19 protein-coding genes are annotated in these 22,275 nt (G+C 58.7%); 8 read left to right on the forward strand and 11 right to left on the reverse strand.

Annotated elements, in window-relative coordinates:
* Positions 1-12: 12 nt before the first annotated feature.
* The 3 genes from PL599_RS13120 to PL599_RS13130 form a co-directional block, all read right to left on the reverse strand.
* Positions 13-1,308 (reverse strand): CmpA/NrtA family ABC transporter substrate-binding protein, encoded by a 1,296-nt coding sequence (locus tag PL599_RS13120; protein WP_269823886.1) that lies wholly within the window; start codon positions 1,306-1,308, stop codon positions 13-15.
* Between the two features lie 35 nt (positions 1,309-1,343).
* Positions 1,344-1,931: an ANTAR domain-containing response regulator gene (locus tag PL599_RS13125; protein ID WP_077983262.1), complete on the reverse strand. Its 588-nt coding sequence runs from the start codon at positions 1,929-1,931 to the stop codon at positions 1,344-1,346.
* A 101-nt stretch (positions 1,932-2,032) separates the two neighbouring features.
* The gene (locus tag PL599_RS13130; RefSeq protein WP_077983237.1) at positions 2,033-2,698 is read right to left on the reverse strand and encodes a GntR family transcriptional regulator; all 666 of its coding nucleotides are present in this window, start codon (positions 2,696-2,698) and stop codon (positions 2,033-2,035) included.
* Between the two features lie 266 nt (positions 2,699-2,964).
* Here PL599_RS13130 and PL599_RS13135 point away from each other — a divergent pair, with 266 nt between their 5' ends.
* The 6 genes from PL599_RS13135 to amyA all read left to right on the forward strand — a co-directional run bounded on the left by PL599_RS13135 (position 2,965) and on the right by amyA (position 10,868).
* Complete coding sequence (locus PL599_RS13135) at positions 2,965-4,206, forward strand: NRAMP family divalent metal transporter (protein ID WP_077983236.1); 1,242 nt, start codon at positions 2,965-2,967, stop codon at positions 4,204-4,206.
* 123 nt (positions 4,207-4,329) lie between these two features.
* Positions 4,330-5,097 (forward strand): LamB/YcsF family protein, encoded by a 768-nt coding sequence (locus PL599_RS13140; RefSeq protein WP_173991284.1) that lies wholly within the window; start codon positions 4,330-4,332, stop codon positions 5,095-5,097.
* A gap of 11 nt (positions 5,098-5,108) precedes the next feature.
* Positions 5,109-5,918: a putative hydro-lyase gene (locus PL599_RS13145; RefSeq protein ID WP_142913555.1), complete on the forward strand. Its 810-nt coding sequence runs from the start codon at positions 5,109-5,111 to the stop codon at positions 5,916-5,918.
* A gap of 7 nt (positions 5,919-5,925) precedes the next feature.
* Positions 5,926-7,515, forward strand: a complete 1,590-nt coding sequence (locus PL599_RS13150; protein ID WP_269823887.1) for a 5-oxoprolinase/urea amidolyase family protein — start codon at positions 5,926-5,928, stop codon at positions 7,513-7,515.
* A 17-nt stretch (positions 7,516-7,532) separates the two neighbouring features.
* On the forward strand, positions 7,533-9,269 hold the full coding sequence (locus tag PL599_RS13155; RefSeq protein WP_269823888.1) for an acetyl/propionyl/methylcrotonyl-CoA carboxylase subunit alpha: 1,737 nt from the start codon (positions 7,533-7,535) through the stop codon (positions 9,267-9,269).
* Between the two features lie 111 nt (positions 9,270-9,380).
* Positions 9,381-10,868 (forward strand): alpha-amylase, encoded by a 1,488-nt coding sequence (gene amyA / locus PL599_RS13160; RefSeq protein ID WP_271359095.1) that lies wholly within the window; start codon positions 9,381-9,383, stop codon positions 10,866-10,868.
* Between the two features lie 30 nt (positions 10,869-10,898).
* Here the strand turns inward: amyA and soxR are convergent, their stop codons facing one another.
* Positions 10,899-11,354, reverse strand: a complete 456-nt coding sequence (gene soxR / locus PL599_RS13165) for a redox-sensitive transcriptional activator SoxR (RefSeq protein WP_003519761.1) — start codon at positions 11,352-11,354, stop codon at positions 10,899-10,901.
* 159 nt (positions 11,355-11,513) lie between these two features.
* A complete protein-coding gene (locus PL599_RS13170; RefSeq protein ID WP_269823890.1) occupies positions 11,514-13,622 on the reverse strand; it encodes a TonB-dependent receptor plug domain-containing protein in 2,109 nt (702 codons plus the stop codon).
* A gap of 146 nt (positions 13,623-13,768) precedes the next feature.
* Between PL599_RS13170 and PL599_RS13175 the strand changes: the two genes are divergently transcribed.
* Positions 13,769-15,238, forward strand: coding sequence for a glycosyl transferase family protein (locus PL599_RS13175; RefSeq protein ID WP_269823891.1), 1,470 nt, complete (start codon positions 13,769-13,771; stop codon positions 15,236-15,238).
* Positions 15,239-15,245: 7 nt separating this feature from the next.
* On the opposite strand, the gene PL599_RS13180 is transcribed toward PL599_RS13175, so the two are convergent.
* The 6 genes from PL599_RS13180 to repA form a co-directional block, all read right to left on the reverse strand.
* Positions 15,246-16,445, reverse strand: coding sequence for a low temperature requirement protein A (locus tag PL599_RS13180; RefSeq protein WP_269823892.1), 1,200 nt, complete (start codon positions 16,443-16,445; stop codon positions 15,246-15,248).
* A 55-nt stretch (positions 16,446-16,500) separates the two neighbouring features.
* Positions 16,501-16,785 (reverse strand): hypothetical protein, encoded by a 285-nt coding sequence (locus PL599_RS13185; protein WP_077983224.1) that lies wholly within the window; start codon positions 16,783-16,785, stop codon positions 16,501-16,503.
* Between the two features lie 69 nt (positions 16,786-16,854).
* Positions 16,855-17,067, reverse strand: coding sequence for a hypothetical protein (locus tag PL599_RS13190; protein WP_137411275.1), 213 nt, complete (start codon positions 17,065-17,067; stop codon positions 16,855-16,857).
* 438 nt (positions 17,068-17,505) lie between these two features.
* Entirely contained in the window at positions 17,506-18,783 is a 1,278-nt protein-coding gene (gene repC, locus PL599_RS13195; protein ID WP_173991291.1) for a plasmid replication protein RepC, read from the reverse strand.
* Between the two features lie 185 nt (positions 18,784-18,968).
* On the reverse strand, positions 18,969-19,982 hold the full coding sequence (gene repB, locus PL599_RS13200) for a plasmid partitioning protein RepB (protein WP_142913562.1): 1,014 nt from the start codon (positions 19,980-19,982) through the stop codon (positions 18,969-18,971).
* A complete protein-coding gene (gene repA, locus PL599_RS13205) occupies positions 19,979-21,193 on the reverse strand; it encodes a plasmid partitioning protein RepA (RefSeq protein WP_077983221.1) in 1,215 nt (404 codons plus the stop codon). The genes repB and repA overlap by 4 nt, the downstream gene beginning before the upstream one ends.
* A 434-nt stretch (positions 21,194-21,627) precedes the next feature.
* On the opposite strand from repA, the gene PL599_RS13210 reads away from it, so the two are divergent.
* Positions 21,628-22,257, forward strand: coding sequence for an FAD/NAD(P)-binding protein (locus tag PL599_RS13210; RefSeq protein ID WP_269823893.1), 630 nt, complete (start codon positions 21,628-21,630; stop codon positions 22,255-22,257).
* The last annotated feature ends 18 nt before the right edge of the window (positions 22,258-22,275 follow it).

Genomic DNA, 22,275 nt, shown 5'->3' on the forward strand with positions numbered 1-22,275 from the left:
GCTGAACTGCTCTCAGGCTTCGCCTTGGGAGGTGGAAACAGGGGCCGAACTGCGCACGGCAAAACCATTCACATACCCTGTAATGTCAGCGGGATCGAAAACGAAGCCGTCCACAAAACGGTCGCCAGCCTCCTGCCCTTCGATGCGGATATCGGCATCATCAGGCGCATTGGCATCGCCCAGCGCCGCCCTATAAATATCCGGCCGATAGGCAGACAGGGCGGCCTCCACACCTGCCTGTGAAAACTCGGCCTGCCCCCAGCGGATCATCTGGCTGTAAATCCACAATGCCTGGCTCTGGCGCGGATAATTGGCGTGACGGCCGTGGAAGATGAAATAATTGTCGATCACCCGGCGGTTGCCCTGGCTGTCGATGCTGAACTCACCGGCAAGCACACGGCGGATGATGCCTTCCGGTGCGCCGATATAGCGGGGATCAGCAAGCACCCGGCTCAGATCATCGTGATTTCCCGCAACATCACACCAGCGCGCGGCGGCATCGAGCGCCGCCAGCAGCCGGCCAACCGTTTCCTGCTGGTTTTCCGCCCATTCGGGTCGCATGCCAATGACCTTTTCCGGTGCGGAAGGCCACAGATCCTGCTTGGCGGCAACGATCCGGCCGACACCACGCTCGGCGGCGACGATGTTCCATGGCGCACCGACGCAGAAACCGTCAATGGCTCCGGCAGCGAGCGCATCCGAGGTCAATGGCGGCGGAACCACCACAAGCTTCACATCATGATCGGGATGAATACCGCCAGCGGCCAGCCAATAGCGAAATTCGTAATTATGCGATGAAAACGGATAGGTCATGCCGAGCGTCGGCGGCGGCTCGCCGCGGGCGCGCATATCATCGAGCACCCGCTTCAACGCCTCGGCGTTTTCCAGCGCTCCCGCCGTTTCGGAAAGCCCGGTCAAAGCCTTCATCCGCTCAAAAAGCCGGGTCGAGAGCGTGATCGCATTGCCGCCCCGTCCGAGTGAAAAGGGCGTGATCGTCGGCGACGGGTTGGAGCCGAGCCCGAGCATGGAGGCGACCGGCATCGGCGACAGCATGTGGGCGATATCGAATTGCCGAAACGCCAGCCGGTCGCGCACATTCGCCCAGGAAACATCCTTGACGAGATCGAGCGAAAGGCCTTCGCGTTCGGCGAAACCGAATTCGGCCGCAGCAATCAGGACGGATGCGTCGACAAGCGGAATAAAGCCGGCACGCAGGATTTTCTGCCGGTCGCTGCCGACGACTGCGGGTGCGCCCTGGGCTTGCGTTATTCCACTGTGTGATCCGGCCGTTTTTTCCGGTGCCGCCATATCATGCACTCCTTGACTGTCCGACCGGCGGTTCGTCACATCAACAGACCGGCCGCGGTGACCACGCTTTGCGCGATCTCGGAAATCTTCTTTTTCTCGTTCATTGCCGTCTGGCGCAAAAGCGCAAACGCCTCCTCTTCGGAAAGACCACGCATCTTCATCAGGATGCCCTTGGCGCGCTCGATGACCTTGCGTTCCTCAAGCGCCGACTTGGCGTCGGCAAGTTCCCGTTGCAGACGGCTGAAAGCATTAAAGCGGCTGACTGCCATATCGAGAATGGGCTTGACCCGCTCCTTCTTCAGCCCGTCCACCACATAGGCGGAAACGCCCGCCTCGACGGCCGCCTCGATGGACGCCGTGTCGGAACGATCGACAAACATGGCGATCGGCCGGCCAACCGTGCGGGTGAGCTGGAACAGATGCTCCATCATGTCACGATTGGGATTTTCCAGATCGATGAAAATGACGTCGGGCTGCAGCGTCTCGATGGTGCGTGCCACCCCATTCACCTCATGGATGACCGTGACGCGATAATAGCCCGCCTCGCGTAGCCCCTCCTCGATGATGGAGGCGCGGATCGCGTTTTCGTCGATAACGAGAATGGTCAGGTCGCGAAGCGTCATGTCGTCATTGATGACGCAGCGCAGCAAACTTGGCAATCGGCTGCGGATGCAAAAAATGGCGGGAGCGGCAAGGGTCGTTTCCTCCCCTGCCGCCCGTCATGTCAGGAAGCGTGTTCGACGGCGCGTTCAAGCGCCTTCAGAACCGTACGCTCGGACAGATTGAGATAGATTTCCATCTCCTCACCGGCTTGTTGCGCCTTGCCTTCTTCCATCAGCGACAGGATCTTGCTGTTCATGTCCACAAAGGGGGAATGAAGCTGTTCGGGATCTTTCAGCAAACCGAAGCAAAGCCTGAGCTCGGCGGCGATACGCTCGTAAAAATCGCTGAGACGGGCACTGTCGAGAAGATCGACGACCGCAGCGTGGAATTTCATGTTGGCGCTTCCAACACCCAGCCAGTCGGCATCTTCACGCTTGACCTTGGCGTCCTCGACCGCTGCCCGCATCGTCTTGATCGCGGGGTGCTTGTGCCAGGCCTGACGCAACGCGCCACATTCCACCATGCGCCGCACCCGGTAGATATCGATCACCGAAGACATGGTGGGCACGGCAACGAAGACACCGCGATTGGCTTCATGGCGCAATAGCCCGTCCTTGGTCAAAAGCCGGAAGGCTTCACGCAACGAATTGCGGGAGACGTCGAAACGTTCGCTGAAGGCTGCCTCGGAAAGGCGCTGCCCCGGCGCCAGCTCACCAGATATCAGCAGGGTGCGAATACCCTTTGCCAATCGATCCGCAAGCGGCAGACCCTCTATCGTTTCCGTCATAGCGCTCCTTTCTGAAGAGCAATGCAGCATCGGGAATTCCGTGACAGGCATGTTCAGACACGGCTATGTTCTGCCCATAGCACAAAGCATTAGCAAAGCACGAAAAAAACGTGGTGAATTCATGCGCATAACGTCCAACAAATAGACAAAATGAGAGAACGATTATTATTTATTGTTGAACAATATTGACAATTTCACGGAACACGACAAACTCTTGCCATAAAGCATCCGCGAGGGGCGGATAGCGATAGGAGCGGAGAAAATCCATGGAGCAGAAAAAGCTCACCCCGACTGCCGACCTAAAAATGTCAAAACGCGCATCTCTTCTGGGAGCGATTTTCCTGATGGCGACATCCGCCATCGGTCCGGGCTTCATCACGCAGACGGCGACATTCACCACGCAGCTGGGCGCGGCCTTCGCTTTCGGCATTCTTGCCTCCATCCTCATCGACTTCGTCGTCCAGCTCAACATCTGGCGCATTGTGACGCTGACGCGTATGCGCGCATCCGATATCGCCAATGCCGCCATTCCCGGCGCCGGTTATTTCCTGGCCATCCTCGTCATCATCGGTGGCCTGTTCTTCAACATCGGCAATATCGGCGGCACCGGCCTTGGTCTCAATGCCATTTTCGGGCTGGACCCGAAAATCGGCGGCGCCATCAGCGCGATATTCTCCATCGCCATCTTCGTTTCCAAGCGTGCAGGGCTGGCAGTCGACCGGTTCATTATCTTCGCCGGCCTCATGATGATCGTGCTGACGCTCTATGTGGCGTTCGTTTCGGCACCGCCGGTGGGTGACGCCTTCCGCCAGACCTTCTTGCCCGATACGATCAATTTCGCGACCATCACCACCATCGTCGGCGGCACCGTGGGCGGCTACATCACCTATTCCGGCGCACACCGGTTGCTGGACCGGGGAATGGTCGGCATTGAAAACCTGCCTGTCGTCAACCGCGCCGCGCTGACCGGCATCGCCGTCACCGGCATCATGCGCTATGTGCTGTTCCTCGCCATTCTCGGCGTCGTCGCCAGCGGCGTCATCATCGATACGTCCGGCCAGGCCGCCAACCCTGCCGCACAGGCTTTCCGGTCGGCTGCGGGCGATCTCGGCTTCCGGCTCTTCGGCATCATCTTCTGGGCAGCGGCCATCACCAGCGTCATCGGCGCAGCCTACACCTCCGTATCGTTCCTGCCCGTCTTCAAGCAGGACATGAGCGAACGTGCCCGTAACATAGCGACGATTATTTTCATCGCCGTTTCGCTCGTCTGCTACCTGCTGATCACCACGCCGCCTGCCGCCATGCTGGTCTTCGTCGGCGGCCTGAACGGCCTCATCCTGCCCATCGGCCTTAGCATCTTCCTGTTTGCCGCGTGGAAACGCGAAGACCTGATGGGCGGCCATCGTTACTCGCGCATCCTGCTCGGGCTTGGCGTTCTGACCTGCGCATTGACATGGTACATGGGCTACAAGTCTGCTGGCACCATCTTCGGCCTGCTCGGCCTGTAATAAACTGGAGCGTTTCCGCATTTCGGAGAAAAGCGGAAACGCTCTACATATCTGTTTTTACGCATTTTCCGGACGCAAAACCGCTACGCACTTTTGCTGGAAATGCTCTAAAGGGAGGCAAACATGGCCGCTATCGATCTCAACAGCGATCTTGGCGAAAGTTACGGCGCGTGGCGCATGGGAGATGATGAGGCGATGCTCGCCATCGTTTCCAGCGCCAACATTGCCTGCGGATTTCATGCCGGCGACCCTGCCGGCATCTACCGCACCGTCAAGGCCGCTGCGGAAAAAGGCGTGGTCGTCGGCGCTCATGTGTCCTATCCGGACCGCGTCGGCTTCGGCCGCCGCGATCTGGACGCCACCTCGGAAGAACTGATTGCCGATGTCATCTACCAGATCGGCGCGCTGAAGGGTGTTGCCGCCGCTGCCGGCACCACGGTGCGTTACGTCAAGCCGCATGGCGCGCTCTATAACCGCATCGCCAATGACGCAAAACAGGGACAGGCCGTCATCGACGGCATCAAGGCCATCGATCCTTCACTGGTGCTGATGGGCCTTGCCAACGCGCCCATCCTCGATCTCGCCCGCAAATCCGGTCTTGCCGTCGTTGCCGAAGCCTTTGCCGACCGCGCCTATACGCCTCAAGGCCAGCTCGTCTCCCGCCGCGAAGCCGGGGCCGTGCTGCACGACGCGGCAAAAATCGCCGACCGCATGGTGCAGCTTGCCCGCGAAGGCACGTTGGAGGCAATCGATGGCAGCGTCATAAAAATCGAGGCGCAATCCATCTGTGTGCATGGCGACAGTCCCGGTGCGGTCGCGATCGCCCAGGAAATCCGCCGCCGTTTCGAGGCTGATGGCATCGACATCCGCTCTTTTGCATCCAGTCTCTGAAAGGATAGCCGATGACGATACCGACATCCTATCTCAACCACACGAACGCCGACGCCGCACGAAAGGCCCGTGCGACCTATCGTGACGGCCTCGTCGCCCCAACTTCCGGCATTGCACCCGGCTTCACACAGGCGAACATGATCGTGCTGCCGCGCGACTGGGCCTTCGATTTTTTGCTTTATGCGCAGCGCAATCCCAAACCCTGCCCGGTGCTGGATGTCTCCGATCCCGGTTCGCCCACCACGCTTCTGGCGCCCGGCGCCGATCTGAGAACCGACCTGCCGCTCTACCGCATCTGGCGGGACGGCAAGCTTGTCGAGGAAACGGCCGACGCCACCGCCGCCTGGGCGGAGCGTGACGATCTCGTCGCCTTCCTGATCGGCTGCAGCTTCACCTTCGAAACGCCGATGGTGGAAGCGGGCATCGAAATCCGCCACATGACCGACAAGAGCAATGTGCCGATGTATCTCACCAACCGCCCCTGCCGTCCGGCCGGTCGGCTGAAGGGCAATATGGTCGTTTCCATGCGGCCGATCCCGGCGTCGCGCGTGGCCGATGCCGCAACAATTTCGGGACGTTTTCCCGCCGTACACGGGTCGCCCGTGCATGTCGGCGCACCCGAAGAGATCGGCATTACCGATCTTTCAAAGCCTGATTTCGGTGATGCGGTGCGGATCGAGCCGGGCGAAGTTCCGGTGTTCTGGGCCTGCGGTGTCACACCCCAGGCCGCCGTGATGGCATCAGGCGTGCCCTTTGCGATTACCCATGCGCCGGGACACATGTTCATCACCGACATTCCCGACACTGCCTATCACGCGTGAGGATATGATGCGTTTTCTCCCCGTCAGCCTCACCACTATTCTTGTCGAACTTGCCGATCTCGATGAAACGCTGGCGCTTTTCGCCTCGCTTCAGAACGATCCGGTCGAAGGTATCGAAGAAACGGTGCCGGCTGCCCGCACATTGATGATCCGTTTCCGCCCCGAAACGATCGGCGTCGAAGCGCTAGCCGCGCGGCTGGCAAGCCGCGATCTTTCCGCAAAAATCGCGCCTTCGGACAATCTCGTGGAAATTCCCGTCCACTATAATGGCGAGGACCTCGCCGATGTTGCCGAATTGACCGGCATGAGCATCGAAGAAGTCATCCGCCGCCATACCCAAAGCGAGTTCACCGTGGCCTTCTGCGGCTTCGCCCCCGGCTTCGGTTATCTGGTCGGTGGCGACCCGGCCCTGCATGTGCCGCGCCGGCAAAGCCCGCGCACCCGTATTCCGGCAGGCTCCGTGGCGCTGGCCGGCGCCTTCAGCGGCGTCTATCCGCAAAACAGCCCCGGCGGCTGGCAGATCATCGGCACGACGCCGGTGAAGATGTGGGATATAGACCGTGATCCCGGCGCGCTGTTCCAGCCGGGGTACCGGGTGCGTTTCTTCGACATGGACAAGGCCGGCAGAACGGTCGATGTTCCGGCACCGGTACCTCAGAAAAAAGAACCGAAAAAGGACGGCCCGCATTTCGAAGTGCTTGCCGCGCCCATGCCCGCCATCTTCCAGGATCTAGGCCGTTTCGGCCAGACCGGGCAGGGCGTTTCGGCCTCCGGTGCGCTGGATCGTGGTGCATTCAACGCTGCAAACCGCATCGTCGGTAACACCGCCAATACGTCGTGTCTCGAACTGACGCTCGGCGGCTTTTCCTTTAAAAGCACGAGCCGTACCGTCATTGGTATTGCCGGTGCGCCCTGCCCCGTCACGATTACCACGGCAGATCGCAGCTTCGCGGCCAAGGCCAATAGCCCGGTGTCACTCGAACCCGGTGATGTGGTGACCTTCGGGCAGCCGCCGAAGGGCATGCGCTGTTATCTTGCGGTGCGCGGCGGCTTCGATGTCGAGCCGGTGCTCGGCAGTTTTGCGACCGATACATTGGCTGTCGTCGGTCCGGAGCCGGTGGGGGCAGGCGCCATCCTTTCGCTTAAGGGCGAGAAGACCAGCCTTTCCAGCGTATCGATCGACGAGGTTCCGGCCTTCGAACCGCCGGCAACGGGTGAGGTCGTCACGCTGGACATTGTTCTCGGCCCTCGCACCGACTGGTTCACGCAGAAGGGTATCGAGACCCTGACCGGCCAGCTCTGGCAGGTCACGCCGCAGTCGAACCGCGTCGGCATTCGCCTTGCCGGCGACGTGCCGGTGGAACGCAAGGACAGCGCCGAATTGCCGAGCGAAGGCACGGCAACGGGCGCGATCCAGATTCCCCACAGCGGCCAGCCGGTTCTTTTCCTTGCCGATCACCCTCTGACCGGCGGTTATCCCGTCATCGGTGCAGTGGCGGAATATCATCTCGATCTTGCCGGGCAAATCCCCGTCAACGCCAAAATCAAATTCCGCCCGATCGGCCCCTTTGCCGAAATCGCGGCTACAAACGCATAATTCCGAGGAGAAAAGCGATGAAAAAAGTGCTGATTGCCAATCGCGGCGAGATCGCGGTGCGCATCATCCGCGCCTGTCGCGATTACGGCCTGCAATCGGTCGCCGTTTATGCCGATCCCGATCAGGACGCGCTTTTCGTCCGGCTGGCGGATGAAGCCTATGCGCTGGAGGGAATACGTCCTGCCGAGACCTATCTCGATATGGCCAAGCTGATCGCGATTGCCAAACGCGCCGGTGCGGATGCCGTGCATCCCGGTTACGGTTTCCTGTCCGAGCGCGCCGAATTTGCGCGTGCCGTTCTCGATGCCGGTCTCATCTGGATCGGCCCCGATCCGCACGTCATCGAGGCGCTGGGCGACAAGGTCGAGGCGCGGCGCATCGCCACCGGCGTCGGCGCGCCGCTGGTCGCCGGCAGCGACGGCCCGGTCGCATCCGCTGTCGAAGTCACGGCTTTTGCCGAAAAGCACGGCTTGCCCGTCGCGATCAAGGCGGCCCATGGCGGCGGTGGACGCGGCCTGAAAGTCGCGTGGAAGATGGAAGAGATCGCCGATCTCTACGAATCCGCCGTGCGCGAGGCGACCGCCGCCTTCGGCCGCGGTGAGTGCTTTCTAGAACGATTTCTCGACCGGCCGCGTCATATCGAAGCGCAGGTTATCGCTGACAAGCACGGCAATGTGCTGGTGCTCGGCACCCGCGACTGCTCGTTGCAGCGCCGGAACCAGAAGCTGATCGAGGAGGCTCCCGCCCCCTTCCTGTCCGACGAACAGCGGCAGAAAATCCATACGGCCGCCAAGGCTATCTGCGCCGCCGCCGGTTATTCCGGTGCCGGCACCGTCGAATTCCTGCTCGGCGTCGATGGCACGATTTCCTTCCTTGAGGTCAATACGCGGCTTCAGGTGGAACATCCCGTTACCGAAGAAACCACCGGCATCGATCTCGTCATCGAGCAGTTCCGTATTGCCGAAGGCCATAAGCTGCGGGTACTCGAAACGCCGGAACCGCGTGGACACTCGATGGAATTCCGCATCAATGCCGAAGATCCCGGCCGGGGTTTCCTGCCGACACCCGGTTCTATTTCGGTTTTCGACGCGCCATCCGGTCCCGGCATTCGCATGGATAGCGGCGTCGTCAGCGGCTCCAGCGTGCCTGGTGTGTTCGACTCGCTGATGGCAAAGCTGATCGTCACGGGTGCCGACCGCGATCAGGTCCTGCGCCGCGCCCGCCGCGCGCTTAGGGAATTCCGTATCGAAGGCATCGCCACGGTGCTGCCCTTCCATCGCGCCGCAATCGAGACCGCAGACTTCATCGGCACTGACGGTTTCAAGGTTCACACCCGCTGGATCGAGACTGATTTCGCCGCCATGCCGGATGCCATGGAGCGCCCGGCACCGGCCGACGATCCCTCCGTCACCCGCACTTTCCTGGAAATCGACGGCAAACGTGTATCGGTCGGTCTGCCCAGCCTGCTGCTCTCCAGCCTCGGTGCGGTTAGCGGCAACAGCGCAGCTGTTCCCGGCGGCACCGCCGCCGCCAAGGAAAAGGAAGGCGAAATCACCGCCCCGGTTTCCGGCACTTTGCAGTCCTTCAAGGTAAAAGACGGTGACACGGTTTCGCAAGGCGATCTTCTCGCCGTCATGGAAGCCATGAAGATGGAGACGCAGATTGTCGCCCCCATGGCCGGCAAAGTCCGTCTGATCGTTAAGGAAGGCGACTATCTGCCGGCGGGCGCTGCCCTTCTCGATATAGCCGGCTAATATACGGGCGGACCATCGGCCTCACAATCGCAGATCGCGCGGCACCGGCGGCGGAACCCTTTCGCCGCCGGGCCGTTTATGGCGCGACCTGCTAACCATCGTGAGGGAAATATGGCCGGACGCACCTTGCTTCAATTCTTCCATTGGTATTATCCGGACGGAGGGAAGTTATGGAGCGAGGTGACGGAAAAGGCCGAAAGCCTTGCGAAAATGGGTATCACCGACGTTTGGCTGCCGCCCGCTTACAAGGGTGCCGCCGGCGGTTATTCGGTGGGTTACGATACCTACGATCTCTTCGACCTTGGCGAATTCGACCAGAAGGGCACGGTCGCGACAAAGTATGGTGACCGTGGCGCCCTTGAGCACGCGGGCAAGACCCTGAAAGAGAATGGCATCCGCGTCATTCATGACGTGGTTCTCAATCAGAAGATGGGTGCGGATGAAAAGGAAAAGGTGCGGGTTCGCCGCGTCAATCCCGAAGACCGTACTGAGATCGACGATGAAGACTTTCAGGCGCTGGCCTATACGCGTTTCACCTTTCCCGGCCGCAACGGCCAACATTCCAAATTCGTCTGGGACCTGAAGTGCTTCAGCGGTGTCGACCACATCGAAGAGCCGACTGAAGACGGGATATTCCGCCTCGTCAATGAATATGGCGATGGGGAATGGAATGAGGAAGTCGATCAGGAAAACGGCAATTTCGATTATCTGATTGGCGCGGATGTCGAGTTCAGAAACCGGGCGGTTTACGAGGAACTCAAATATTGGGGCCGCTGGCTTTCCGAGCAGGTGCAGGTGGATGGATTCCGACTGGATGCCGCAAAACATATCCCGGCCTGGTTCTTTCGCGACTGGGTCGGCCATATGCGCGAAACGGTCGATCCCGATCTTTTCGTCGTGGCGGAATATTGGCACCCTGATCTCGAGGCGCTGAAAAGCTATCTCGAACTCGTCGACAAGCAGCTGATGCTTTTCGATGTGGCCCTTCACCACAGCTTCCACGACGCCTCGAAACAGGGCGGCGATTTCGATATGCGCGGCATCTTCGATGGCTCGCTTGTCTCCGCCGTTCCCGACCACGCCGTTACGCTGGTCGACAATCACGACACACAGCCGTTGCAATCGCTGGAAGCGCCAGTGGAACCCTGGTTCAAACCTCTTGCCTATGCGATCATCCTGCTGCGCGAAGATGGGGTGCCCTGCGTCTTTTATCCCGATCTGTTCGGCACGAGCTACACCGACACCGGCAATGACGGCAACGAGTATAAGATCGATATGCCCGCCATTGAATGCCTGCCGAAGCTCATAGAGGCCCGCAGCCGTTTCGCCAACGGAGCCCAGACGGATATTTTCGACGATGCCAGCTGCGTCGCCTTTATCCGCCACGGCACCGCCGATGCGCCGGGCTGCGTGGTGATAATGTCGAATGGTGAGCCGGCGGAAAAGCAGATCGATCTCGGCCCCGATCACGCCAGGGCGGTCTGGCGCGACTTTCTCGGGCACCGTGAAGAACGGATTACCCTCGATGAGAGCGGGAAGGGCGTCTTTCCCACCAATGGCGGCAGCGTCAGTGTCTGGGTTGCAGCCGATTCCGAGTGAGGCTCAGCCGTTCCGGTCCGGAAATCCCGTTCATTCCGCAGAAACGAGGCGGCGCGGACCTGCGCCGTCATCGGCCAGAACATCGTTCGGATTGCGCAACGGACAATCATCCAGCGAAAGACACCCGCAACCGATACAGCCGGTAAGCTGATCGCGCAGCATGATCAGGCTATTGATGCGAAGCTGCAGCATTTCCCGCCACGATTGGGAGAACCTGCGCCAATCGGCCGTCGTCGCCACCCGATCCTGCGGCAGATCAGCCATCGCGTCCCTGATAATGCTGAGCTGTATCCCGGCGCGCTGCGCGATGCGGATGATGGCGATGCGTCTCAGAACAGCGCGATGATAACGGCGCTGGTTACCGGCGGTTCGCCAGCCCTCGATCAATCCTTTCGCCTCATAAAAATGGATGGTGGACACGGCGATGCCGCTGCGGCGGGCAACCTCCCCAACCGTCAGGCTGTGCTTGAATACGGTATTTTCCATTCTGGCTCCTGCTTCCGTAACGATTTCCGCTCGGAAAACACGGAAACATAGTGAAGAGCAGCCGGTATAACTCCTCAACCATAGTTGAGGTCAATAGGCGATAGCCCAAAAAAAGAGGCGCCCAAAGGCGCCTGCAATTTTCGTGAATGTGGCGACGGATCAGAACTTAGCTGTCATGCTGATCCAGAAACGGCGGCCTTCCATGACGGTGCTGAAATCGTCGGTGCCGACATCCTTGTCGAAGACATTATAAATGGCGGCCTTGAGATCGACATTTTCGGCGACCGCATATTTCGCCCCGATATCCAGCGTGGTGTAGGCGTCATATTTACGCCCGGCCTTGCCGTTGATCGTTACCGGCGTGCCGTTGGTGCCGATGCGCGGGCCGGCATTGATTTCCGATCCGTGGTAATTCAGCGAGGCCCAGGCTTCCAGACCATCGATTGGGGTTACCCAGTCGCCGCGCAGATTAGCCATATGTTCCGGTGTGCGCGCCAGCGGGAAGCCTTCATAATCGCCGGTTTTCTGTTCGGAATGCGTATAGGTATAGTTGCCGCGCAGCGTCAGGTCCGGCGTTGCATACCAGGTCGCCGTCAGTTCCACACCCTGAATGACCGCATCGTCGATGTTGTAATTGTACCAGAGACGATAGTTGCGGTCTTCGCTCCAGCGGGCCGGCGTTCCATCCGGATTGAGCACCAGCGCATTGGAAATCTTGTCCTTGAAATCGGTGTAGAAATAGGTGGCGCCGAGAGCGACGTCGCCATTGTCCCAAAGCGCGGCCACTTCATAGCTCGTGCTCTTTTCCGCTTCGAGGTTAGGGTCGCCAATGATGACGCCGCAGGTGCCGCTGGGGCCATAGCTGCAACCGCCGCCACCCGTCGTATAGGCATAACCCGGCGCGATCTGGCGGATTTCCGGCGCCCGGAAACCGGTGGAAACGCCGCCCTTGATGGTCAGCTCTTCTGTCGCGCTCCAGACGCCATAAAGACGCGGGCTGAAATGATTGCCGTATTTTTCGTGATTATCGAGACGAAGACCGCCCGTCAGCGCGAAATTATCGACAATGCGCCATTCATCCTCGAGGAAGAGCGCCCATTGCGTCGCCGAAAATGTTTCGTCGCGGCCGGTGCGGCGTCCCGGGTTCTGGTCCGTCAGCCGCGCCTCGAAATATTGTCCGCCTGTCACCAGCGTGTGGTTGCCGAACAATTCGAACGGCGTCGTGAACTTGCCATCGAGAACGGTGTTGCGCACTTCCGGCGAGCGCGGGTTTTCGGTCACCCGGCCGGTGCGGATATTTCTGGTGAAGTTGGTACGCTCCGCCCATTCCTGCTGGAACGAGAATTCGGATGTGGTCGGCCCCCAGCGGCCGGTATGCGACAATGACCAATGGTCACGCGTATTGGTATTGTATGTGCCGTTGGCGTCCGTCGCCGCCAGCGTATCGCCGGGCTCGGCGCTGCGGCGCAGCCGCGTCTTGCCGCCTTCGAGATAGATGTCGTGATCTTCATTCGGCGTGAATGTCAGGCGTCCGTTGAAATCATATTCCTTGGCGCCCGTGGTGCCGCTCAGAATACGGTCTTCGCCACGCGTGAAGCCCCTGCCCCAAAGCTGTAGACCGAGCCGGTCCTTAAGTATCGGTCCGTTGGCATACCAGGAGACCTGGCCGCTATTGCCGAATTTGGAATGCTGCTGAACCGTGCCTTCGGTGGTGACGGAACCTGACCAGACATCTCCCACCTTGCGGGTGATGATGTTGATGACACCGCCCATAGCGTCCGAACCATAGAGCGAGGACATCGGCCCGCGCACCACTTCGATACGCTCGATCGCCGAAACCGGCGGTACGAAACTCTGTTCGAAGCCGGAATTGCCGTTGGTGCGGGCGTCGCGCGTGCTCTGCCGCTTGCCGTCAACCAGAACCAGCGTGTAGGCGCCGGGCAATCCGCGAATGAAAATATCTTTTTCATTGGCAATGCCGGTGACGGACACGCCCTGAACTTCGCGCAGGGCATCGGTCAGATCGCGATAGGATCCCTTTTCAAGATCTTCACGCGTCACAACCGTGATGCTGGCCGGCGCATCTTTCACATTCTGCTCGAAACCGGATGCGGTGACGACAATCTGCTCGAGAACCGTGCTTCCTTCAGGCGCCTGCTGCGCAAAAGATGGAAGAGCGATGCAAAGCGCCGTTCCAGCCATTGCTGCCGAAAGACCGGCCTTTATTATCGTCGCGGACTTCTCGCGGCCGCGGTACTTCAATTCCATGTTATGCCCCCGCATTTAACTTGAGAATTTAACCCCACTTATTTAGGAGGGAGTTCAGGCGCAATGCGTTTGTTTTCGAACAATTCTAAATTCTAGAAATTGCAAAAAGGGCTCCACGAACGAGCGGGGGAGTAAAAAATCGCAAGATGACAACCGGCAAGAGAAAAGATGAACGGGCCTCCACAACAAAACCCGACAGGCTTGGGCAGCTGAAACTACTTGTCGCTTTTGATGCTTTGTTAAGAGAAGGCAGCGTCAGCCGTGCTGCGGCGGGCATGGAACTGCCGACATCTTCCATGAGCCGGATATTGCAGCAGCTGCGCGACATATATGGCGACCAGCTTTTTCTGCGCACCGGTCAGGGCCTTCGTCCCACCCCCTTTGCCGAAAGCATGCGCCTGCGCATCCGGTCGCTGGCAGCGGAGGCCGAGAATCTTATGGACTATTCGCAGGAAAAACCCGCCGCCCCGGCCAGCGCCAGTGCAAGCGGTTGGGAGCGGCCCGTACTGATGAAGGCGCCGCCGCTTTCGCTTCGCCCCAGCGTTCTTCTGGAAGGTCAGCCGACACCGGAAAACATCGCCGACCGTCTCGCGCGCATTGGCCACAATGCCGATCCGCAGCAGAGGCTCGCCAAATATATCGCAACCTCGGCGATGGGCATCGGCAACAGCCGCCCGCTCAGCCAGGTGGAAGCGATGGATGCACTCTCGATCATTCTCGATGGCGATGCCGATCCGATACAGATAGGCGCGCTGCTCGCCACCATGCAGTATCGCGGCGTAACCGCGGCGGAGCTGGCCGGTTTTATCGACGCCATGTGGAGACATATAAAAAGGGATCAGCAAGGTCCTGCATCGGTGGACCTCGACTGGCCCGCTTATATGTCACCGAAACATCGTGATGCGCCATGGTTTCTCCACTCCGCCCGTCTTGTCGCCATGGCGGGATACAGCGTCCTGCTGCACGGGCATGTGGGGCAGGGGGAAAACGGCGGCAAGCTTGAACTTGCAGCGCAGGCCTGCGGCATTCCCCTCTGCCGGTCGCTTTCGCAGGCGGCGAAAGCCACAGCTTCAGAACGCATCGCCTACCTTCCAATTGGCGGACTGTCCCTGCAGTTTCAAAGCCTGCTCGGCCTCCACGGCATTCTGGAGATGCGCCTGCCGCTCAATACGGTCGTGCATCTTCTCAATCCGCTTCGCGCCAGAAGCACGATCATCGGTGTCGCTCGCCCCTCCTACCAGGAACTTCATCGGGACACGGCACGGCTGCTTTCAATGGAAAACCTCGCCATTCTCAGCAACACGCGGGATTTCGCGCAATTCACACCGTTTCGCAGCACTCGGATTTTCGGTCTTTCGAAGGGCAAGGATATGGAATTCATCGTTCCCGCACGTGAGACGCCGCCCGCTGAAATGCCGACCATGTTCACAACCTTCGAATATTGGCGGGCGGTGTGGACGGGCGCCGCAAAGGACGAAAGGGCGGAAACCATCATCATCTCCACAACGGCCATCGCGCTGATGCTGGTCAACGATATGGCTCTGTCCTTCGAGGAAGCCTATGCCCGCAGCCTTCGGCTCTGGAACGACAGGGCGCGCGATCTCGTCAACGCCTGATCAGCGATCAAGCATTGGCGACCGCCCTTTCCAGCGCCAGGTATTCCCAAAGCGCCACAAGCAGAAGAACGCCCATGCTCGCCAGTTGCAACGCGAAAAGCGGAATGCCCGGCACCGGCAAAAGCAGGCAGAGCGCCGTCACGCCGGCAAAATGCGAGACCGGTCGCTGATAGGCGGCGGCGATCTTGACGCCGATATTGCCGGCCAGAAACAGGACAGGACCGCCGAGAATGGCGATCGCCTCCCGCATTGTCGCGCCTTCTCGCGGGTGGGAGAGGCTGAAATCCTCACCCACCGCCGTCAGGATGATACCGGCAACGATTGGCAAATGCCCATAGTTAAAAAGATTATGGGCGATCTTCGTCTTTTCTTCAGCGTTCTCGGCTTTCCTTGAGGCCTCTTCCTGCCCATGATGGAAATAAATCCACCACATCGCCACGGTACTGATGAAAGCGGAGCAGAAGACGATGAATGTCAGGCCGGAATTCATATATTCGGTTGCCGTGCGCCCGGTGGTGAGGATCGTTTCCCCAAGACAGATGATGACGAAGAGCGCACATCGCTCCGCCAGATGCTCGCCGGAAAGATGCAGCCGGTCCTCGTCGCTCGAGGCTACACCCGGCACGACATAACGGCAGGCGGGGCCGGCATATTCAATTGCAAGTGCGATACCCCACAGGAGAATGCGGTCCGTCAGATCGGCGAGCCCTCCGGCCAGCCAGAACAGGCTGGAAACCGCAAGCCAGATCGTCACACGCACGAAGACCAGAAAAGACTGCCGGTCTTCGCCCCTGAACGCATAAAGGGCGAACAGGCTTCGGCCGACCTGCATTGCGCTGTAGATCAGGGCGAAGACGAGGCCCTGTTCCGCAAATGCCTCCGGCAGCGCAATGGCCAGCAGAACGCCGCCGAACATCAGCACGAAAAGCAGGATCCTGATTGGCTCCTTTTCCGTGTTCAGCAAGTTTGTGATCCAGGTGGTGTGTATCCACAGCCACCAGAGCGACAATATCAGGATGCCGGCCTCAAGCGCCGCCGTTGGCCCAAAATCCTTGGCCAGCGCGTGGGAAAGCTGGATCAGCGCGAAAACAAAGACCAGATCGAAGAACAGTTCGGGGAAACTGGCCGTGTCGGCGTCCTGACCCTCTTGCCTTATCCAGCTTTTCGCATCTGATATGCCACCTTGAAGTTCACCCCTGGTTCTCATTCCACCTCCGCCGCCAGATGTCGATCGTCGCGACCGGTTCTGTCACCACGCATCCTCACTGTTGCGACAAAGCCTCTTCGCTGTCCGATACAGCCGGGTTAGACCTTCGGCCGGGAAATTCCAGCGCCCGCGCACTGTCAGGATAAAAGCGTGGCCCAACCAGACGGACTTTCTTCCCGGACACGTCGGTAATGTAGTGCGGGGCGGTAGGGTTCGGCGACACTGAAATCCGGTCGGCGCCGGAAACCGCAAGCGTGCTGACCTCGAGAGGCTGGGCAATCGCCGGCAGGCCTGTCATCGCGGCGAGTGCGGCTGAGAAAACAAATGATCTTGGAAACATGGGACATATATCCTGGCGTCAATTATCTGCGCCATAAACAGCCCTCGCCAGCTTTGGTTCCGCCGCTCTTCAGTTATCCCCATCGAGGTAGGAGCTGTATTGAACATACTCGGCACTCGGTTGCCCACCGACGATCTCCGGCGGCCGCGCTTCGTCGCCGGGCAGATGGCCGGTGTTTTCGAACTCCGCCCGTAGGAGCTTTTCGATAGCCCTTTCCCGCGGCAAGGCGTTGTCCGCCATATAAAGAGCGACAGCCAGTTCCATGTCGTCCGGAAAATTCATCAGATCAGCCATCCGTTCAAGCAATGAAGCGCAAACGCAGGACCTTGCAGAAAGTTCAACTTCACTGTCTCGGGGACGTGTCTTTGTCTGTTGACAGACCATCTACGTCAGATGGACCATGCCCTGCTATATGCAGTGCCACTCGCCTGTTCGCCATATGCTCCGCGCATACAGATTGCACTTTTCCGCTCTTCTCGTCGCAATTTCGACGAAAAACGCCCTCGACTCAAGGGATTGAAACCAATCACGGAAAAACGCAAACGAAAGCTAAATGGAACTTAGTTTTCATTACCTTGCATTAACCATAGAAATCCACCAGCTGCATTGATCGTTACAGCAGCCTCGTGCGAATCTCTTTCTACCTGCGGGAACGGCGTTAATGTATCTTCCGTCTGCTTTTTTCGCAAGCGATGACCATTTCCCGAGGCCCGTGTTAGCTCACAAAAGCATGTTCGCCTCCATGGTGTCCTTACGCCCTCGCAACTGCGCCAGAAGCATGGTCTTTACATCGAAGCCGCCTTCCTGCGCCTTGCGGGTGAGATTACGCAGATATCCGCCAAGCGAGCTTATCTGGTCCGCTTTCTGCAAAAGGCAGGCGAGAATGGCTGCCGTTCCCTGTCGACCGAACGTGGCAAGCGCATCCTGATACGCCGACTGGCTGATGTTGAACATGGTTTTGATGACCGAAGTCGCCACTTCGAGATCGCGCCATCCGGTAACTGCGCCGCCTGGGGCATAGAGCGAGATATCCGGGCAAGCCTTCAAAACCAAAACAATATCAGGAACAAAAAATTGCTTATGAAGAACAGGTTCTGCTGACTGCGGCAACGCTTTGGCACTGACTGGTGCCGCATATGCCGGCTGGTTGCTTGCCGTGCGGGCAGGTGCAACGGTTGCCGGTTCGCGCAAATCTTGCCGTTCAGATATAGATTCGGATTCTGAATTCTTTATGAGGCGCTCATTTTGGCAGTCATTGCCGCCCATTTTTTCCGGTTTTTCAATATTTTCCAGATAGTTGGTCACTTCCGCGCGTAAAGAGGCCAAAAATCCGGCGATTTCCCGAAGTTCCGCGGGCTTGGAGTTGCGGCCGAGAGAGCGGGCAATGGCGTTGTAGCGGGTCTGAAATCCTTCGGAGGTTTCGAGTTTACCGCTTGCGGCAATCATTTCGCAGAGTTTCTGGATATCGCGGCGGCAAAGGCTGATGTTTTCACGAAGCCGCTGAAGATCGAGCCGCTCGCTGACGATGCGTTCGGCCAGCTCCTCGATTTCCGCTTTGCGGGCAAGAAGCGGCGCCAGCGAAAAACCGTAAGCCTCGCTGATTTCCCCTCCCCTGTGCTTGCGGGCGTATCGTTTTCCGTTCGGGCTGTCCTTGCGAATGATAAGCCCGGCCTCGACAAGAGCCGAGAGATGCCGGCGCAATGTCTGCTCGGCCATGCCATGGGCCCTGAGTGATAATTGCGTATTCGACGGGAAGACGACCAATCCGGCTTCGCTGGAAAGCTCGTTTTTCGGATAAAAGCTCAAAAGCGCGTTCAGGACCGCAAGCGATCGATCAGTCACGCCGAGCAATGGCCTGGCTTCACAGACCGAACGATAGAGTTTCCATTTGTCGACCGCTTCGATTTTCTTGTTTTTCTGCGCGGCGAACTGGGTTGCGAGGACGCCAAACGACATCGCTCGCCGCCCAAAGGGCGTCGTTACACATGTGCTGTCCATGTCTTTCACCTTTCACAAGGCAAAAGAAAATCGCTCACCGAAAAATTCGATGCCAAGACTCTTGACTATGATTCGCGGAAATGAGATTCTTCGGGTGCTTAAATCAAAGAAAGGCTTCCGCGCGGCAACGTTCGGGGGCTTTTTTCTTTTGTGATGCGTCTCCTGTTAGTCGTTCGAGTTAAAAATCACTGCTTGGACCGGTATTCGGCAAACAGCGTCTGAAGATGTTCCAGAACGAACTCGGCAAATTCCGGGGCTTCGTTCTTGTCGATAGAGATATCCAGCTTGCGGTCGCTTTCGACTACCTTCGCCAGCCGGCCGCCGGTCTGCGATGACCAGACCCCGGTCCTTTTGGGTTGCGCCTTGGGTTTCAGAAAATCCAGAAGCGACTTGAAACGTTCTTCCGATGGCAGGGCGGCAACCAGTGGGTCCTTGACGTATGCGCGGGCTGCTTCCTTGACTTGCGAGGAGGAAAGCTGATCGGCAAGATCCATCCAGTTACGACGGCCGATAGTCGGGGCCGGGCCAATCAGGTCGACGAGATCCTCGGGAATGCGGCCGACAACGGACAGCATGTTGGAAAGATCGCCCTTGTGCAGCGACATGGCGGCCATGATCGTATCGCGGGGAAACCGCATCTGCAGTTTCTGGGCAAAACGCGCCTTTTCGATATAGGTGAGGTCACGGCGCTCGTTGTTTTCCTGTCCCTGGGCAACGACGAGCTGCTCGTCACTAAGATCGCGAACGACCGCCTTGACGGGAATACCGAGGCTGGAGACGGCGCGCAGGCGACGATGACCGAAGGCGACCTGATAACGGCCGGGGAATTCGGGATGCGGGCGCACCAGAATGGGAACCTGCTGGCCCTGTTCACGAATGGCCTCCACCAGGCCTGCATCCGCCTCTTCAGAGGCCGGCATGCGATCCGGTATGAAAGAGGGATCGATATCGGCAGGGCTGAGCGAAACGATCGTAAGACCTTCAGCGAGCTGCTTTTCGATCTCTTCTGCGCGCTTGGCGCGTTCGGATACTTCGTTGAGCGACTGGCCAATCATGCCGACCGGGGAATTCAGAACATCCGTCACGAGTTCCGGAGAACCGAGAATAGGCCGGATACGCGGACGCGACCGCTCGGCGGCAGTCTCGTTGCTTTCGGCTCCCGGCGTACCGAGATTGGCGAATATTTGTTTTCTGCTCATGCTGCCCTACCCCACGCTTTTTTAATCAGTCCTTCGATTTCAGCGTTTACGTTGTTCATGGCTTCCAGCGCACGGTCATAGGTGGACCGGGTGAACTGGGTTCTTTCCACTTCGAAAAGTGTCTGGTTGGTCAGTCCGGCATCCGAGACGGCCGTGCTCTTCAGCATCGGGTGGATGAGGACATTTTCACCGAAAATAGAACGCAGGAACGCGACCATCTGGTTCTGCGGTCCATCGCTCGGTTCAAAACGGGTGATGAGGTAACGCATCCAGTTATAGTCGGACCGCGCCCCTGCCCGGCCGATTTCCGCCAGGAGATCGCCGGTCATGGCAAGGAACTGGTTCATCGACATGACATCAAGCATTTGCGGATGAACAGTGACGAGAACCGAAGTGGCGGCCGTCAGCGCTGAAAGCGTGAGGTAACCAAGCTGCGGCGGGCAATCGATGACCACGACGTCATAGAAATTCTGTGCCTGGGCTATCGCCTGGCCAATGCGGGCAAAGAACAACGTATCGCCAGGTGCGCGACGCATCAAAGCGCGGGGCGTGTCGTGTTCGAATTCCATAAGCTCCAGATTGCCGGGTACGATGTGGAGATTGGGAATATAGGTGCCACGAACGATCTCAGCGATCGGCCGACGTTCATCGTCGTAACGGATCGCGCCATAAAGCGTTTCATTCGGACCGACATCGATCTCCGGCTGATGACCGAAGAGGGCGGAAAGACTGGCCTGCGGATCAAGATCGATGGCAAGCACCCGGTAACCACGCAGCGCGAGATATTGCGCCAGATGCGCCGATGTCGTTGTTTTTCCCGAGCCGCCCTTGAAGTTCATGACAGCGATGACCTGCAATTCTTCGCCGTCACGGCGATGCGGCAGATAACGCCGCGAGCCACGCGCGCCCTGATCGAGAAATTTTCTGATCTCGTCCATGTCCTCGACGGAATAGGATCGACGACCGGAAGCCTGCGCCGCATCCAGCTCCGGACGCTCGGCGGCGATCTGGCGAAGATAGGCCTCGCCGATGCCAATCAACCGTGCGGTTTCTGCCGGCGAAAAATGGCGCATGCTCTTTTCGGTGTGCGGTGAAAATGTATTTGCATTATGAGCCTGCAATTGGGCTGACAACGCAGCCGAATGCTGTTGTATAAGACTCGTCAGGTCGGGTGCTCCTGCGGCACGTCTTAAATCGGCACTCTGTGTCATCGGTCTTCTTTCGCTCGAAATTGCAGTAGCGGTTTTTTTCGAAAAAGGCGGTTTTTTCCGCAACTGAGATATAAGCGCCGATTCTCTTTTCGGCGCAATAGGCTTTTTTCTCAGGTTGGAAAGTGCCGCTAAAGCATTGTGGAAGAATCACATTTGGTTTTTGTGACGGTTTGACGGTTAGCCGCGGCTAACTTCTTCCTGGAGGTCATATTGACGGGCGTTGATCACGTCTTTGGCATGCGAAATCTACGCCCAGTTCGGAAGTTTGCCGCGGCTAACTTCTTAAGTCTGACCTTCCACGTCTCTGATGATCGCGGCGCCAGAAAGTGAAGGGTAGGCATTCGCATCTGTTAATCTCTACTCGTTGACCAGAGTATCGTTGGGTTCGACACCCGTCGTCTGACTGTTCAAGCTGTCGCCGGTTGGAGGAGTGAATGTCCTATGATGCCGCTCTCGTCGGGTCGGGTTTCGGGCGCGGCACCGCCTATCGCGCCGAACTGCCCTTTCATCGTCTGAATGTACCGGCCGGGCGAATGAGTGCCTTCCCTGACAGGGCTGATGACTTTGTCGATTGGTTGGCGGAAAACGGGATCGCTGACAATCCCCTGCTGTTCGCCTCACGCGGTGACTATGGTCTTTATCTTCGTGACAGGCTGGCTGGCTTGCTTAGAAATAGGGAGCAACGAGCCCGGGTGGACTTCGTTCGGGCCAAGGCTTCGGCCTGTCGGCCGGATGGCACGGGCGGATTCTCGTTTACACTTGACAATGGTGAGCAGCTGCGCGCGCTGAATGTCGTTCTGTGTCTCGGTGTCGGCGCTGCGAGTTTGCCGGTGCAAACTGTCGCAAGGGAAGAAGAGGCGCCCCAACGTGTCATAGGCCACTGCTGGCAGTCGGGATGGTTGTCCAAAATCAAAGCCGGGGATCGTATCTGCATCCTGGGGTCGGGCCTGACGATGATCGATCAGGTTTTGACTCTGAGGGGAAAAGGACATCAAGGGTCGTGGCCTGGTTTCGCATCCGCATGTCAGCCCGCCGTCACCGCCCGCGGAGCCGAATTTACCTGAAGGCTCGATGGAGATCAG

Source organism: Agrobacterium sp. ST15.16.055 (assembly GCF_027956555.1).
Lineage (GTDB): Bacteria > Pseudomonadota > Alphaproteobacteria > Rhizobiales > Rhizobiaceae > Agrobacterium > Agrobacterium salinitolerans.